At 73.0% G+C, this 15,590-nt stretch carries 15 protein-coding genes and 1 pseudogene; 11 read left to right on the top strand and 5 right to left on the bottom strand.

Annotated elements, in window-relative coordinates; translation table 11 throughout:
* Positions 1-328: 328 nt before the first annotated feature.
* On the bottom strand, positions 329-1,501 hold the full coding sequence (locus tag OO63_RS03290) for an epoxide hydrolase family protein (protein ID WP_030356366.1): 1,173 nt from the start codon (positions 1,499-1,501) through the stop codon (positions 329-331).
* 82 nt (positions 1,502-1,583) lie between these two features.
* On the opposite strand from OO63_RS03290, the gene OO63_RS03295 reads away from it, so the two are divergent.
* From OO63_RS03295 to OO63_RS47700, 3 genes and pseudogenes are all read left to right on the top strand, one after another.
* Positions 1,584-2,159: a CGNR zinc finger domain-containing protein gene (locus OO63_RS03295; protein ID WP_030356367.1), complete on the top strand. Its 576-nt coding sequence runs from the start codon at positions 1,584-1,586 to the stop codon at positions 2,157-2,159.
* A 122-nt stretch (positions 2,160-2,281) separates the two neighbouring features.
* The gene (locus OO63_RS03300) at positions 2,282-2,746 is read left to right on the top strand and encodes a YybH family protein (RefSeq protein ID WP_030356368.1); all 465 of its coding nucleotides are present in this window, start codon (positions 2,282-2,284) and stop codon (positions 2,744-2,746) included.
* Positions 2,747-2,865: 119 nt separating this feature from the next.
* Positions 2,866-2,988, top strand: a pseudogene (locus tag OO63_RS47700) (membrane dipeptidase); the annotation flags it as partial.
* 89 nt (positions 2,989-3,077) lie between these two features.
* On the opposite strand, the gene OO63_RS03305 reads toward OO63_RS47700, so the two are convergent.
* Entirely contained in the window at positions 3,078-3,938 is an 861-nt protein-coding gene (locus OO63_RS03305; RefSeq protein ID WP_030356369.1) for a LysR family transcriptional regulator, read from the bottom strand.
* A 68-nt stretch (positions 3,939-4,006) separates the two neighbouring features.
* On the opposite strand from OO63_RS03305, the gene OO63_RS03310 reads away from it, so the two are divergent.
* The 3 genes from OO63_RS03310 to OO63_RS03320 all read left to right on the top strand — a co-directional run bounded on the left by OO63_RS03310 (position 4,007) and on the right by OO63_RS03320 (position 7,733).
* Complete coding sequence (locus OO63_RS03310) at positions 4,007-5,038, top strand: EamA family transporter (RefSeq protein ID WP_030356370.1); 1,032 nt, start codon at positions 4,007-4,009, stop codon at positions 5,036-5,038.
* Between the two features lie 84 nt (positions 5,039-5,122).
* Positions 5,123-5,743 (top strand): DJ-1/PfpI family protein, encoded by a 621-nt coding sequence (locus OO63_RS03315; protein ID WP_030356371.1) that lies wholly within the window; start codon positions 5,123-5,125, stop codon positions 5,741-5,743.
* A gap of 751 nt (positions 5,744-6,494) precedes the next feature.
* The gene (locus tag OO63_RS03320) at positions 6,495-7,733 is read left to right on the top strand and encodes a glycoside hydrolase family 113 protein (protein WP_033263764.1); all 1,239 of its coding nucleotides are present in this window, start codon (positions 6,495-6,497) and stop codon (positions 7,731-7,733) included.
* 64 nt (positions 7,734-7,797) lie between these two features.
* On the opposite strand, the gene OO63_RS03325 is transcribed toward OO63_RS03320, so the two are convergent.
* Positions 7,798-8,436: a TetR/AcrR family transcriptional regulator gene (locus OO63_RS03325; RefSeq protein ID WP_030356373.1), complete on the bottom strand. Its 639-nt coding sequence runs from the start codon at positions 8,434-8,436 to the stop codon at positions 7,798-7,800.
* A gap of 100 nt (positions 8,437-8,536) precedes the next feature.
* Between OO63_RS03325 and OO63_RS03330 the strand changes: the two genes are divergently transcribed.
* A complete protein-coding gene (locus tag OO63_RS03330) occupies positions 8,537-9,226 on the top strand; it encodes a nitroreductase (protein ID WP_030356374.1) in 690 nt (229 codons plus the stop codon).
* 60 nt (positions 9,227-9,286) lie between these two features.
* On the opposite strand, the gene OO63_RS03335 is transcribed toward OO63_RS03330, so the two are convergent.
* Complete coding sequence (locus OO63_RS03335; protein WP_030356375.1) at positions 9,287-10,054, bottom strand: hypothetical protein; 768 nt, start codon at positions 10,052-10,054, stop codon at positions 9,287-9,289.
* A 199-nt stretch (positions 10,055-10,253) separates the two neighbouring features.
* A complete protein-coding gene (locus tag OO63_RS03340; RefSeq protein WP_030356376.1) occupies positions 10,254-11,018 on the bottom strand; it encodes a DeoR/GlpR family DNA-binding transcription regulator in 765 nt (254 codons plus the stop codon).
* Between the two features lie 271 nt (positions 11,019-11,289).
* Here OO63_RS03340 and OO63_RS03345 point away from each other — a divergent pair, with 271 nt between their 5' ends.
* From OO63_RS03345 to OO63_RS03360, 4 genes are all read left to right on the top strand, one after another.
* Positions 11,290-12,114 (top strand): endo alpha-1,4 polygalactosaminidase, encoded by an 825-nt coding sequence (locus OO63_RS03345; protein ID WP_030356377.1) that lies wholly within the window; start codon positions 11,290-11,292, stop codon positions 12,112-12,114.
* A 220-nt stretch (positions 12,115-12,334) separates the two neighbouring features.
* A complete protein-coding gene (locus OO63_RS03350) occupies positions 12,335-13,666 on the top strand; it encodes an ABC transporter substrate-binding protein (RefSeq protein WP_030356378.1) in 1,332 nt (443 codons plus the stop codon).
* A 9-nt stretch (positions 13,667-13,675) separates the two neighbouring features.
* Positions 13,676-14,623 (top strand): carbohydrate ABC transporter permease, encoded by a 948-nt coding sequence (locus tag OO63_RS03355; protein WP_030356379.1) that lies wholly within the window; start codon positions 13,676-13,678, stop codon positions 14,621-14,623.
* Between the two features lie 31 nt (positions 14,624-14,654).
* Positions 14,655-15,542 (top strand): carbohydrate ABC transporter permease, encoded by an 888-nt coding sequence (locus OO63_RS03360; RefSeq protein WP_030356380.1) that lies wholly within the window; start codon positions 14,655-14,657, stop codon positions 15,540-15,542.
* Positions 15,543-15,590 lie beyond the last annotated feature (48 nt).

The raw sequence follows: 15,590 nt of genomic DNA on the forward strand, positions 1-15,590 counted from the left end.
CCAGGCAGCGCTTGGTCCAGGAGTCCCCGGCCCAGGTGCGGCACACCCCCTCTCCGCAGCCGAGTCCGGCATGGAATCGCAGAGCGCGGAAATCTCCTCGAATCTGGGGTGTCTACCCCGAACTCGTCGAGGCCGCGGTGCGCGTCGGCCGCCTCCAGGAAGCCGCGGACGCGGTGGACCTCCTGGAGAGACAACCGCAGGCCGACCCCGCCCCCTGGGCCGTCGCCGAATGGCTGGACGGCGAAGGCCGCCGAGCGGAGGCCCGTGTCGAACGGGGGGCCGCCCGGGGGATGTTGTCCGCCGGGCGAGCGCCGGGGCCCGGCCGCGTTCACCGACGGGCGGCCAGCACGGCCGCGAAGCCCTCTCGCAGGTCCCTGACGAAGAAATCGGGAACCTCCAGCGACGGGAAATGCCCCCCGACATCGGGCTCCCGCCATCGGACGAGCTGCCGGAACCGCTCCTCCGCCCAGGGCCGCGGGCACCGCTCGATGTCGCGGGGATACACAGTGATCGCCGACGGGACGTCGACCCTGAGGTCGGGATCGAGCGAATTGTGGCTCTCGTAGTAGATGCGGGCCGCCGACGCGCCGGTCCGCGTCAGCCAGTACAGCGTGACGTCGTCGAGGACGCGGTCCCTGGAGATCAGCTCGAACGGGCTGTCCTCGATGTCCGACCACGCGGCGAACTTGTCGAGGATCCAGGCGAGAAGCCCGACCGGCGAGTCGACGAGCGCGTAGCCGACGGTCTGCGGCCGGGTCGCCTGCTGCTTCGCGTACGCCGCGTGGTGGCGCCAGAAGTCGCGGGTCCCCTCGGCCCAGGTGCGCTCGGCCGCGGTCAGCCGGTCCGTCGTCAACCCGGGCGGTGCCTGCGCGGTCGTGGTGTGGATGCCGAGGACGTGCTCCGGGTACCTGCCGCCGAGGATCGTGGTGATCACGCCTCCCCAGTCGCCGCCCTGGGCCAGGAACCTGTCGTAGCCGAGCCTCCCCATCAGTTCCACCCAGGCGGCCGCGATCCTCTCGATGCCCCACCCGGTGGCGGCCGGCCTGTCGCTGTACCCGAAGCCCGGCAGCGACGGGGCCACGACGTGGAACGCGGGCGCGGCCGGGTCCTCGGGATCCGCCAGCTCGTCCACCACGTCGATGAACTCGGCGACGCTGCCCGGCCAGCCGTGCGTCAGGATCAGCGGGGTCGCGTCCGCGCGCGCGGACCGGCGGTGCAGGAAGTGGACGCCGAGACCGTCGACGGTCGTCCGGAACTGGCCGATCCGGTCGAGGCGCGCCTCGAACGCCCGCCAGTCGTACCCGGTGCGCCAGTACTCCACGACGTCGACGAGGTCGGCGAGCGGGACGCCCTGGTCCCAGCGGCCAGGGCCGGGCGCGGCGTGCCGGACCGTCTCTGCCTCCGGCAGGCGCGCCGCGGCCAGTCTCGCGCGGAGATCGTCGAGGTCGGCGTCCGTCACGTGGGCTTGGAACGGGTGCACGTCGTTCGTCGGGCGGGGCATGGGACCTCCTGGCCATCGCGGAACCGGCTAAGACGGTTCTAACAGCCGTCGGCGCCGTGCCGCAACCGGCTAAGGTGGTTCCATGCCCGCTGAGTTCCCTGACTTCCGCCTCGGTACCGTGTTGGCCACGAGCTTCACGGGGACGCTCTCGGAGCGTCACGGCGACTCCGTGGAGCGGATTCCCGTGCCGCACCGACTCGTCGACTGGCTGGCGGTGTACGGCCTCGTGGTGGACTCCTGCACTGCCGGGCAGCTCGACCTCGCCCGGGAGTTGAGGGAGTCGATTCACGCGGCGGCGACGGCGGCCGCGCTCCAGGCGTCCCTGCCCGCGCCGGCCCTCCAGGTCATCAACGACCGCAGTGCGGAGGGCCGGGCCGCGGCGGTCCTGACGCCCGAGGGGGCGCGGCAGTGGCGACTCGGCCCGGCTTCCCGCGTGGAGGACGCCCTCGGCGTGATCGCCGCCGACGCGATCAGCGTCATCGCGGGCGAACGCGACGGAAGGCTGGCCCTGTGCGCGTCGCCGACCTGCCGAGCCGCCTTCTTCGACACCAGTCAGAGTCGCACCCGCAAGTGGTGCGACATGAACACGTGCGGGAATCGCCAGAAGAAGGCGCGCTTCCATGCCGGTCGGCGCGGAACGCCCGCACCGGCGGAGTGAGCGCCGGGAGTCGTGGCGTGCGGCGCGCGACGGCAACGGCGGCGCCCAGCCCATTCCTCGGCGGTGCTGGGTGGGTGCGCGGGGCCCACCCCGAACGGCGCCCGCTGTCCTAGCGTCGAGTGATGAGCGACGAACAAGTGATCGCGGACCTGCACAGCCGATGGGTGTTCGGATGGGAGCGCGGCGAGGGGGACGCGCCGTTCGACTTCCGGCGCACGTTCGACGAGTTCTACGACTTCGACTCTCCGGACGTCCGCCTCTACGACGACTTCGACCCCGAGCAGCGGGTGGCGACGACAGCCGTCGCGTACGGGGCGATCTGGGAGCCCGCCTTCCGGAAGATGATCTCCGCGCGCCATGCCGTCGACGACGGACCGCACGTCGTCGTCGGCGGTGAACTGGCCGCGTCCACCCTCGCCTTCGTCGCGCGGATCACCATGCCCGACGCCCGCACCGATATGCGCACCACGACCTCGCTGGTCTGGCACCGAACGCCGAAGGGCTGGCGGATCGTGCGCGAACACAACTCGAGCAAGGAACTGCCGACGGGAGCCCTCGACGGCATGCGTGCGCGCACGCGGACCTAGCGCGCACTCAGATGTAGCCCGCACGCAGCGCGTAGGCCACCACGTGGGAACGGTTGCACAGTTGGAGGCGGGACGTCAGGTCCTGGAGGTCGTATTTCACGGCCCGTTCGGAGGAGGACGGTGTCGAGGACGCACGGGCACACGCCCGCCGACCGCTCCTCGCGCCGCACTCGGCGTGCTGTGCCGTCACCGACATCCACCGCAACCTCACCGACGGCCGGCTCAAGGGCGTGGCCGGCCTCGGCGGAGTGGTGACTGCCCCGCAGGACCGGGTGGCCCGGGACCGGACCGGGTGGCCCCGGTGCGGGCCGCGCCCCGGCGGTGCCGACCGTCAGCGTTCCGCCACCAGCTCGTGGGCCAGGCGGAGCAGGTCCGGGATCGCCGGGTGGGCCGGGGCGCCGCGGTGCCAGGCGAGGACCAGGGGGACCGGCGGGGCGTCGGTGAGGGGGCGGTAGGCGATCGCCGGGTGTGTGTGCATGCGGGGCGTCGCCGAGGTGGAGATGCCCACGGCGCGACCCGCCGCGATGGCCGTCAGCCACTCGTCCGTGTTGGTGACCTCGATCACCGTCCGGGGGCGCGCGGCGGCAGGCCACAGGTCGAGGGTCGTCGTGCCCGCCACCGTGTTGAGGGCGATCGGCCAGGGCGTGAGGTCGGCCAGCGCGAGCTCGTCGCGGTCGGCGAGGTCGCTGTCCGCGGGCACCACCGCCACGCGCTCTTCCCGCAACAGCAGCTCCGTGACCAGGTCCGGAGACCTCAGCTCGCCCCGCAGCAGCGCCACGTCGACCTTGCCCTGCGCGAGCCCCGCCGTGCGGTCGTCGACGCGGCGCAGCTCCAGCGGCACGCCCGGGTGCTCCTCGTCCCAGCGGCGCAGCAGCGGCAGGGTCAGGTCGCCGAGTGCGGCCCAGGGGTGCCCGAGGCGCAGCGGCAGGGCGGCCAGCGAACGGGGGTCGAAGGCGGTGTCCACGGCGGCCAGCGCGGCTGCGGCCCGGTCGCGGAACGCCCGGCCCGCGGCCGTGAGTTCGAGGTGGTGTGTGGAGCGGTCGACCAGGCGCACCCCGAGATGCGTCTCGAGCTGGCGCAGCGTGCGGGACAGCGCGGGCTGGCCCGTGTGCAGCCGGGTCGCGGCGCGCGTGATGGTGCCCTCCTCGGCGATGGCGAGGAAGGCCCGCAGGTGACGCAGCTCCATGGTCATGCCTCGCAAGCATAACCACGGCTCGGACGGCATTTCACACGGAGCGCGGGGCTTTCTAGCGTGGGGGCATGACAAACACGAGGGTTCAGGTGGGGACCGCGGCGGGCAGCGCCGCGGTGGCTGGGGCCGGGGCGGCCGGGACCGGGGCGACAGGTCCCACGGGGGCAGGGAGCGTGAGCCCCACGGGGGCGGCGGCCACGACCGGCCGCGGCACACCCGCCACCGGCGGGATACGTAAGGCGGCCGCCCCCGCCAGCGCGGGCAGCCTCGGCGGCATCGGCCTGGTGCTCGCCGGGGTCCTCTCGGTGCAGTTCGGCTCCGCCGCGGCGGCCCTGCTCTTCCCGCGCGCGGGCGCGCTCGGCGTGGTGGCGCTCAGGGTGACGATCGCGGCCGTCCTGCTCCTTGTCGTCTGCCGCCCCCGGCTGCGCGGCCACAGCCGTACGGACTGGGCGGTCGTCGGCGCCTTCGGGCTCGCCCTCGGCGGCATGAACGTCCTCTTCTACCAGGCGATCGACCGCATCCCGCTGGGCCCTGCCGTCACCCTGGAGGTGCTCGGCCCGCTGCTCCTGTCCGTCGTCACCGCGCGGCGCGCCGCGAGCCTCGTGTGGGCCGGGATGGCGTTCGCGGGCGTGTTCCTGCTCGGGCAGGGCAGCTTCGGCGAACTCAGCCTGGCGGGCGCCGCGTTCGCGCTCGGGGCGGGCGCCATGTGGGCGGCGTACATCGTCTTCAGCTCCCGGGCCGGGGCCCGCTTTCCGCGCCTGGACGGGCTGGCCCTCGCGATGGGTGTGGCCGCCCTGGTGAGCCTGCCGCTGGGGATCGGCGCCGCGGGCACCACCCTGCTCGAACCCGAGGTCCTCGGGATCGGCCTGGCCGTGGCACTTCTCTCGTCCGGCGTCCCGTACACCCTGGAACTGCTCGCGCTGCGCCGTCTGCCCGCGGCCACCTTCGCGGTCCTGATGAGCCTGGCCCCGGCGGTCGCCGCGCTGGCCGGGTTCCTGGTCCTCGGCCAGACGCTCTCGGCGCTCCAGTGCGTGGCGATCGCCCTGGTGGTCGGGGCCAGCGCGGGCGCGGTACGGGCTGGGGGAGCGGGCCGGAAGTGAGGCGCGGGGCGGGGCCCTTCACCTGCCCCGTCCGGGCTCCCGGCCCCTGGGGGCGCTGATCAACTGCGGGCTAGGATGCGGCGCATGGACATAGTGATCCCGCTCTTCGACCGTTTCGAGCCGCTCGACGCGATCGGACCGTACGAGATCCTCGCCCACGTGCCCGGCGCCACCGTGCGCTTCGTGGCGCCCGAACCCGGTCTGGTGCAGGACGTGCTCGGCTCCCTGCCGGTGCACGTCCCGACCCGGTACTCCGAGGTGGAGCGCTGCGACGTCCTGCTGATCCCCGGTGGTGGGGGCGCCTGGACGGTGGCGGACGACCCCGAGTTCCTCGACTGGGTCCGCCGCGTGCACGAAGGCACCCGCTTCACCACCTCGGTCTGCACCGGCGCCCTGGTCCTCGCGGCGGCCGGCCTCCTGGACGGCCTGACCGTCACCAGCCACTGGGGCGTCATCGACGAGCTGGCGTCGTACGGCGCCCGCTACACCCCCGAGCGGATCGTCCGCCACGACCGCGTCATCACCTCGGCCGGAGTGTCCGCGGGCATCGACATGGCCATCCGGCTGGCCGCCCTGCTCAGCGACGACACCACCGCCCAGGCGATCCAGCTCTACACCGAGTACGACCCGCAGCCCCCGTTCGACACCGGCTCCGTGGCGAAGGCCCCGGCCGAGGTCCTGGAACGGGCCCGCAACCTGACCTGAGGCCCGTCCCGTTGTGCGGGACACCGGGACGCCGTCCGGATCTTGCTCGGTGACGTCCGCGGGAAGTCGGTCCTCGACCTCGCGTCCGGCACAGGCTTCTACGGCAGGGAGGTCAAGCGGCGCGGCTCCCGCGAGGTCTTCGGCGTCGACCCGTGCAACTGCTCAACTACGCGCCGGACATCGCCGCCATGGAGCGGATGTGCCGCAACGTGCACCGGAGCCTGAAGCCCGGCGGCGACTTCTTCGTGCTCGCCCAGACGCCCGAATTCCGGTTCGACGGGCCGTCGTTGGCGGAGTACGGCTTCCCTGCGAGGCGACTGGGGAGGAGATCGAGACCGGCCCGCGCGTACGGATCACGGCGCTGCTCGACCCGCCGATCTCCTTCATCGGTGCCTGCCCGCGCCGCGAGGTCTACGAGGGGTGTCTGCGGTCCGCCGGTTTCGGCGCGGTGACGTGGGTCCCGCTCCAGGTGTCGGAGGCGGGCCTGCGCGCGTTCGGCGCGTGCGTCTTGACCATGGTCACCCCCAGGTGCAGCCGCCGGAGGCCGCCGCGCCCTCCCCGGGCCGGAAGTGCCGTCCCCCTGGCGGGCCGGAAGTCGGGCGGCCGATCGGATGGTTTCGACTTTGGATACGGCGCCGAGGACCGATGGCTGATGAGCGGGACCCCGCCCGACGCCGAGGCTGGAGACGTTCCGGAAGATGTCGCGCAGACGCGCCGGGACACGACCTGTTGGCGACCGTGGGAGTGCTCGATGCGCAAGGAAACAATGACGAGAGGGACGTTCCTGACGGGGGCGGCGGCGGTCGGCGCGGGGGCCCTCGTGGGCACGGCGTTGACCGGGCAGGCGGGCGCCGCGACCAGCCCGCGGGCGGGTACGCACCCGGCTCCCGCGACGGACCCGCGGGCAGGTGGCCGCCCAGGGGCCGCCCTGGCCGACGCGCGCACGACGAGCGGCCGCGGCCTGGTCCACCGCGGCGTCATGTACGAGTGCGAGGACGGCGAGAGGCGGCACACGGGCTGGAACCGCGCCCGGATGCGGTCCGACATGCGGGCCATCAGGCAGGACCTGCACGCGAACTCGGTGGTCGCCTTCGGCACCGGCGTCGAGCGTCTGACCGCCACCGCCAGGGAAGCGGCCGAGCACGGGATGCACGTGTGGTTCCAGCCGCGCATGGCCGACGTCCCCGAGCGCGAGATCCTCGACCACCTGGCCGAGACCGGCAGTCAGGCCGAGCTCCTGCGCCGCCAGGGCGCGCGGGTGTACCTGAGCGTGGGGTGCGAGTTCATCCTGTTCGTGCCGGGCATCGTCCCCGGGGCGAACGCGGTCGAGCGGATCGAGAACATGCTGAAGGGCAATTGGGACCCGGCGGCGGCGCAGCGCAAGCTCAAGCGGTTCATCGGCCTGGCCGCGAAGACCGGCCGCCGCGTGTTCCACGGCCCGCTGACCTACGGCTCCGCACACGGCGACCAGGTCGACTGGGACCTCTTCGACCTCGTCAGCGTCAACTACTACTCGTACTTCGCCGACCCGCGGGGCTACGCCAAGGAGCTGACGCCGTACCGGAAGTGGGGCAAGCCCGTCGCCATCACGGAGTGCGGCACCTGCACCTTCGAAGGCGCGCCCGAGGCGGGCGGCATGGGCTGGGACATCGTCGACTACAGCAAGCCCAAGCCGGAGGTCCGCAAGGGCGTGCGGCGCAGCGAGCACACCCAGGCCCAGTACCTCGGGCAGGTCCTGAACGTGTTCGAGCAGTTGGACCTGCACGCGGCCATGGTCTACCAGTTCGTCACCTCCGACGCCCCGCACCGGCGCGCCCGCCGCCACGACCTCGACATCGCCAGCTACAGCCTGACCAAGGCCATCTGGAAGACGGAGGACCACCCGACGGCGCGGTGGCACTGGGAGCCGAAGGAGTCGTTCCACGCCGTGGCGCGGCACTTCGCCCACGCCGAGCGCAGGGACCGCGTGCGGGCGGGCGGCGGGGCGTAGCGGAGCGGGGGCGGGGCGGGCCGTGTCAGACGGCCGGGGGCGCGCCGGGCGGTGTCAGGCCGAGTCAGGGCATGTCCGCCGCCGCGTGGGCGAGCAGGATCTCCGCCGCCGCCCGCGCGTGCTGCCCGTAGTCCGCCTCGCCCAGGACCATCGCGCGGCTCGCCGCCCCGTCCGCGAGGGTGACCAACTGCTCGGCGAGCGCGGCGGGTTCCCGGACGCCCAGCTCCGCCACCAGCGCCGTGACCAGATCCACCATCCGCAGCTTCTGCTCGCGGGCGTAGGAGTGGACCGCGTTCCGCGGGTCGGGAAACTCCGCCGCGGCGTCGATGAAGGGGCACCCGCGGACCGGGGGCGCGTCCGCCGGATCCGCGTCCGCCGCGGCCCCGGCCGTCGGGGGCGGGTCGAACAGCCCGAGGATCCGCTCCCTCGGCGGGACGTCCTCACGGGTCAGCACGCTCTCCAGGGTGGCCCCCGACGACGCGAGGTCCTGGAGGTGCGCGATCACCAGATCGCCCTTGGTCCGGAAGTGCGCGTAGAGCGTGCGCTTGGAGACCGGCGCCTCCTCCGCGACCTGCTCCATGCCGGTCGCGTTGATCCCCTGGATCGCGAAGAGCCGGGCGGCGGCGACCAGGATCCGTTCCCGTCCGCCGCGCCCCCGCCCCTGAGGTGCCGTAGCCGTCGATGCCGCCGTCGTCGTACCCATCCGCAAAGTATACGTCTGCGTTTACTTCGAAGGGAGTCGCTTGCTAGGGTCGGTGATGTAAACGATCCCGTTTACATCAGTCGCCGTAGAGGAGCGAGACATGAGCGCGTTGGCCCCCACCGAGCTGAGCGGCAGCGCGGAGAAGCTGATCCGCGGACGGCGCGCGACCCGCGCCTTCCGTCCGGACGCCGTGCCCGAGGACACCATCCGCGCGATCTTCTCGCTGGCCGGCGTCGCGCCGTCCAACTCCAACGCGCAGCCGTGGCAGGTGGAGGTGGCGAGCGGCGCGGCACGCCTGCGCCTGGCGGACGCCCTGCGGGCGGCCCACGCCGCGGGGCGCACCTCGATCGACGTTCCGTACTCCGAGGACATCTACACGGAGGTGCACCAGGAGCGCCGGGCGGCGTTCGGCGCCGAGCTGTACGGAGCGCTGGGCATCGGCCCCGACGACCACGCGGCCCGCGCGGCCTACGACGCCCGGAGCCTCGGCTTCTACGACGCCCCGCACGCCGCGTTCCTGTTCGTCACCGGTGACGGCGGACCGCGCCTGGCCGCGGACGTCGGCGCCTATCTGCAGACCCTGCTCCTGGCGATGGCCGCGTACGGCGTGGCGAGCTGCCCGCAAGGGCTACTGAGCTTCTACGCCGACACGATCCGCGGCGAACTCGGCGTCACCGGAGGCAAGTTGCTCGTCGGCGTCTCCTTCGGCTACGCGGACGAGGCCGCGCCGGTGAACCGCGTCACGACCGCACGGGCCGCGCTCGAAACGGTCACGACCTTCCACCAGTAGGCCGTCGCCGGTACGGACGGGGCGCCACCCGCACCACGGACGGTCCGGTCCGGCGACGGCTCACCCGGGTGTGTAGACGTACCGCTGCCCCGGCGGCCACCCCGCGCTGCGCCCCGCGTCCGTCACCAGGACGTGCTGGTACTGGGGCGCGGTCACCTGGCTCTGGGCCAGGGACGGGCACATGGTGGCGCAGCTCACCGAGGACTGGGTGCCGAGCCGCCACCCGTTGGTGTCGAAGAAGACGTACTCCACGTCGCCCGGCGCCCGCGAGGTGTCGACGGACACCCCGGCGGAGACCGGCGTCGGCAGCCGGAACAGCACCCCGTCCACCCCGGCAGCGCGCAGCCGCCCGGCCCCGATGCCGAGCGTGCTCCACCGCGGCGCCGGGGACGGCACGTCGAGCAGGACGACGCGCAGGGCGCCGGGGCCGGGGCCCCGCAGCGCCACTCGGGGTGCCCGCGCGAGCAGCGAGGCGACCTCGGCGCTGTCGGGCCGCGCGTCCGTCCCGCCGTCGCCGCCCCGGTCGTCCTCCTCGTCCGTCGGGGAGGACGACCGGGCCGCCGGTGAGTCCTTGGGCGCCGGTGACGTCCGCGGGGGCGGCTTCTTGGGCGCCGGGGACGACGCGGACGACTTGGGGCTCGCACGGTCCGTCCGGCCCACGCAGATCTTGACGTCGCCGACGCAGAGGATGTTGTCGCCGCTCTCGTTGGTCTGGATGATCGGGCTCGGGGCGGACTTGCCGTCGCCGTCGTCGCCGTTCACCGTGATGAGGGCCGCGATGATCATCCCCGCGACGCCGATCAGCGCCGCGACGACGCCCGCTGCCATGCCCCTGGATCCCATCGCGCCCCCCGCTGCGCCCCCCGACCGGCGTGCACGGAGGCATCGCCCGTGCGCCGGGCCGCCAGCGTAGGCGCGCGACCGACCCCGTCGAAGGGGGACACCGCACAGCTACGCCAGACGGCCCGGCGGCGGTTCCGGAGAAGGGAGGGGGAGGGCTACGCGCGCCCGGCCCGAGCCGGTGGGATCAGCCCTGCACGACCGTGACCGCGACGCCCGTGGACGCGATCGCGTCGAGGTGTTCCGCGGGCGCGGCGGCGTCGGTGACCAGGCAGTGCACGTCGGCCGCCGGGCAGATCTTGGCGAACGTGGTCCTGCCGATCTTGGAGTGGTCGGCGACCACGACGGTCCGGCCGCTGTGCCGGGCGAAGGCGCGGTCGGTGGCCGCCTCCAACTGGTCGTGGGTGGTGCATCCGTGAGCCGCGCTGATGCCGTCGACGCCGAGGAAGGCGATGTCGGTGTGGTGGTCGGCGAGGGTCTTCTCGGCGATGGGGCCGACCAGTTCGTAACTCTCGCTGCGGGCGGTGCCGCCGATCACGATCAGGTCGACGGTGGGGCGCAGGACGAGGGCGGCGGCGATGTTGACGGCGTTGGTGACGAGGGTGACGGGACCTCGGTCGGCGAGGATCCGGGCCACCTCCGTCGTCGTGCTGCCGCCGGTCAGGCCGACCACGGCGCCCTCGGGCACGAGGTCGGCGGCGGCCCGGGCGATGGCCTGCTTCTGCGGGGAGCGCTGGTCCGCCCGGTGCTGGAGCGGCAGTTCGATGCTCAGGCCGCCGGGCAGCGCCCCGCCGTGCGTGCGCTCGAGGAGCCGCTGGTCGCTCAGGTGGCGCAGGTCGCGGCGCACGGTGGCCGGTGAGACCCCGAGCAACCGGGACAACTGCGTCACGTCGGCGCTGCCCTGCGCGGCGACGTGGTCGAGTATCCGCACATGGCGGTCGCTTCTCAGCACGCGGCGAGCATAGCTCCGGACGGCGCGTTCGCTCATCGATCGAGCACCAGGTGAGCGCTGCTCTGCGTGTTCAAGCACGAGTTCGGTCAAAACCGATCCCTTGACATGGTCGAACCCGCTCGCTTTACTCCCTGGCAACGCCGATGACGAGCCCTCGGCGCAGAGGTACGCCTAGCCGGTAGTTGGCCCTCGGCCATGAGCCCGGACTGAGTCGCCAGGACCACTGCGGGTCCGAGGCGGGGACGTGCCCTCCCACAGCTGGAGCTCACCGATGAGCCTCAATCGTGTTCTGCGCGGGTGTACGACCGCGACCGCCGCCCTCGCCGCCACCGCGGCGGCCTGCCTGCTCGCCCCCGCGCCCGCGACCGCCTCCACCCCCGGAAGCGGGGTCGCCCTGCCCCCGCCCCACGCTGGCTTCGACTACCAGATCGGCGGCGCCTACATCCCGCCCGCCGGGGTCCGGGTCGTCAGCCGCGACCACGCCGCCGCTCCCGCCCCCGGCCTGTACAACCTCTGCTACGTCAACGCCTTCCAGGCCCAGCCCGGCGCCGAGAAGGAGTGGGACGAGGACCTGCTCCTGCGGGACGGAGACGGCGACGTCGTGTACGACGGAGAGTGGGGCGAGGCCGTCCTCGACATCCGCACCGCGAACAAGCGGCAGCGGATCGCGGCGAAGGTCAACGGGTGGATCGACGGCTGCGCGGACAAGGGCTTCCAGGCCGTCGAGCCGGACAACTACGACACGTACACCCGCTTCCCCGACCTGTTGCAGGCGAGCCACGCCAAGGCCTTCATCAAGCTGCTCTCCGCCCACGCGCACCGCGAGGGCCTCGCCGTCGCGCAGAAGAACACGCCGGACCTGGCCGCGTCCCGCGCGGAGACCGGCCTCGACTTCGCCGTCGCCGAGGAGTGCGGCGAGTGGAACGAATGCGGCGTCTACACCGACGCGTTCGGCGCCCACGTCCTCGTCGTCGAGTACTCCGCGAAGGGCCTGCGCACGGCCTGCTCGGGCTGGGGCGACCGGCTGAGCATCGTCCGCCGCGACGTCGGCGTCTCACCCGCGGGCAGCGCGGAGTACCTGCGCCAGACCTGCTAGCGGATCCCCCTTGATCCGTCGACGGGCGGGAACCCCCCTCGACCTGTCGACGGGACCGCCGTGTTCCGGCCGTCCGGAACACGGCGGTCACGGCCCGCCTGCCCCTTCTCCACCCCGTATCGCCTCGTGACCCCCGCATCCCCTCATGTGTTCCCTCCGCTCGCCCTGCCCGCGGCGGCGTGGGCGGGGCGAGGGGCGCCCGACCCTCCTGGAGGCAGAGATGACCGCAGAACCCCGAGCGCCGGGTCCGCCGTCACGGCGCGGTGTGCTGCGAGCCGGCGGCGCCGGGGCCGTCGCGGCGGCGGCCGGCGGCGTGCTGGCAGGCTGCGCCCCGGGCGCCGGTGACGGGGTCGGCTCCGACGGCCGCGTCACCATCCAGATGTGGCACGGCCAGACCGACCTCGCCGCCAAGGTCATCAAGAGCCTGGCCGCCGAGTTCGAGCGCGGCCACCCGGACATCCGCGTCGACCTGGGCGGCGGGGTGCTCGCCGACGCCATGCTGCAGAAGGTCACCGCCGCGCTCGCCGCGGGCTCCTACCCCGACATCGCCTACGTCTTCGGCTCCGACCTCGCGAGCGTCGCCCGCAGCCCGCAGGTCGTCGACCTCACCGCGCACGTGCGCCGGGGCCCGACGCCGTGGAAGAACTACTGGGCGCCCGCCCGGGACGCCGTCACCGTCAACGGCCGGGTGCGGGCGCTGCCCGCGCTCCTGGACTGCCTGGCCGTGGTCTGCAACAAGAAGCTGTTCGCCGACGCCGGGCTCGACCTGCCCGAAGCGGGCTGGACCTGGCGGGAGTTCACCGACACCGCGCGCCGCCTCACCGACCCGGGCAAGGGCCGCTTCGGCACCGGCTGGCCAGGCACCGGCGACGAGGACACCGTGTGGCGGCTGTGGCCGCTGGTGTGGGACCTGGGTGGCGACGTGATCGCCGACGACGGCCGGAGCATCGGCTTCGTGAAGGCGGGCGTCCGCGCCCTGGAGGTCGTCCAGGACCTGGCGCGCGACAAGAGCGTCTACCTCGACCCCAAGCCGGGCAGCGAGCAGATGTACCAGGTCTTCCTGTCCGGACGGATGGGCATGGTGGTGACCGCGCCCTGGCAACTGCCCGACATCCGGCAGGCGAAGATGGACTACCACGTCGTCCCGCTGCCCAGCTTCAGCCGCCGCCCCATGACCATCTCGGGCCCCGACACCTGGACGCTCTTCGACAACGGCGAGGCCCGCACCAAGGCCGCACGGACCTTCGTGACCTGGCTGACCCAGCCCGCCCAGGACAGCCGCTGGGACGTCGAGGCGGGCAGCCTCCCGCTGAGCCGCCGCAGCGAGGACCGCCCGGCCTGGCGCGCCCACGCCACCCGTACACCCGGCCTGTCGGTGTTCACCGAAGCCGTCTCGTCCGCCCGCGTCCGCCCCGTGCACCCGGCCTACCCCCGCGTCTCCCGCGCCCTCGGCCAAGCCATCGTCTCCGTGCTGCTCGGCCGCTCAAGCCCCGCCGACGCCGTGCGCCGCTGCGCCGACGAGTCCAACGCCGCCCTGCTCATCCCGCGTTGAGGACCCCACATGCCCCGACTTCCCACCCCGCTGACCCTGCCACCGGAGCGCCGAGGACCACGGACGCTGCGCCGCCGGCGCCGCCGAGAGGCCGCCACGGCCTGGGCGTTCGTCTCACCCGCCGTGCTCGTCATCCTCGGCCTGAGCGTCCTGCCCGTCGTCTGGTCGCTGCTCCTCTCCTTCCAGGCCAACGACCTGGTCACGCCCAGCCGCTGGGTCGGACTCGACAACTACCGCGCCCTGCGCCAGGACCCCAACTTCCACCAGGCGGTGAAGAACACCGCCGTCTACACCGTGCTGTACGTGCCCCTGAGCATCGCCGTCGGCCTCGCCCTCGCCCTCGTCCTGAACCGGCGGATCCGCTTCGTCGGCCTGTACCGGACTCTGTTCTTCGTGCCGTTCGTCATCTCCGCCACGGCGCAGGGCGTGCTGTTCTCCTTCATCCTCGACCCGGAGTTCGGCGCCGCCAACTCCGTCCTGCACCGCCTCGGCATCTCACCGCAGGGCTTCCTCACCGACCCCTCCCAGGCCCTGCTCGTCCTGGTCGCCATCACCCTGTGGAGCGGCACAGGACTGTGCACCGTCATCTACCTGGCCGCCCTCCAGGACGTCCAGCAGTCCCTCGTCGAGGCCGCCCGCCTCGACGGCGCGGGACGGCTGCAACTCCTGCGCCATGTGACGCTGCCCGCGCTCACACCGGTGAGCGTCTTCCTGCTGCTGTGGCAGACCATCCAGGCCCTGCAGGTCTTCGACCTGGTCTATGTGACCACCAAGGGCGGGCCGCTCGGCTCCACCACCGTGATCGTCTACTTCATCTGGGAGCAGGCGTTCAAGGAGTTCACCGCCGGATACGGGGCCGCGGCCGCGTACGTCCTCGCGCTCGCGCTGTTCGTCGTCGCGGCCCTGCTGCGCGTGGTCCGCGGACGCACCCCTCGTACCGAGGCGGCCGCCCCATGACCGCGACCCGTCGCAGGAAGGCAGCCGCCTCATGACCGTCACCACGACCGGCCGGACCCGAGTCGGTGCCCGTCCGGCCGCGTCGCCCGCCGCCCGGCGACGCCCGCGCCTCCCGTTCAGCCCGTGGCACCTGCTGCTCGCGCCGCTGGCCGCGCTGTTCGCCGTACCCCTGCTGTGGCTGCTGCTCAGCTCCTTCATGAGCAACGCGGAGATCAACCGCTTCCCGCCCGCGCTGTGGCCGTCCGGCGTCGACCTCGGCGGCTACCGCTACGTCCTCGGCAACGCCATGTTCCCGCGCTGGCTCCTCAACTCGGCGATCGTGTCCGCCGTCGCGGTCGCGTCGAACCTCGTGTTCGGCACGCTCGGCGGGTACGCCTTCGCCCGGATGCGCTTCGCCGGATCGCGGGTGCTGCTCGTCCTGATGCTGGCGACGATGGTGGTCCCCTTCCAGCTCACGATGATCCCCACCTTCCTGGTGATGAAGAAGCTCGGGCTCATCGACACCCTCGGCGCGCTCATCGTGCCCGCGCTCGTCACGCCGTTCGCGGTGTTCCTGCTGCGGCAGTTCTTCCTGTCCCTGCCGAGGGAACTGGAGGAGGCCGCCTGGATCGACGGCTGTTCACGGCTGCGGGTGCTGTACGCGATCGTGCTGCCGCTGGCCCGGCCCGCGCTCGCCACCGTGGCGGTCCTGACGTTCCTCACCACGTGGAACGACCTGACCTGGCCGCTCATCGCGATCAACCACGACACCCAGTACACGCTCCCCTTGGGCCTGACCACCTTCCAGGGCCAGCACCACACGCGCTGGTCCGCGGTGATGGCGGGCAACGTGATCACGGTCCTTCCGGTACTGCTCGCGTTCCTCTTCGCACAGAAGGCCTTCATCCGCTCGATCACCTCCAGCGGCCTCAAGGGCTGACCCCACCTCGTCCCGCCACCCGTCCGCCGCACGACCCGAAGGACCGCG

This window comes from Streptomyces alboflavus (assembly GCF_000716675.1).
GTDB classification, from domain to species: Bacteria; Actinomycetota; Actinomycetes; order Streptomycetales; family Streptomycetaceae; genus Streptomyces; species Streptomyces alboflavus.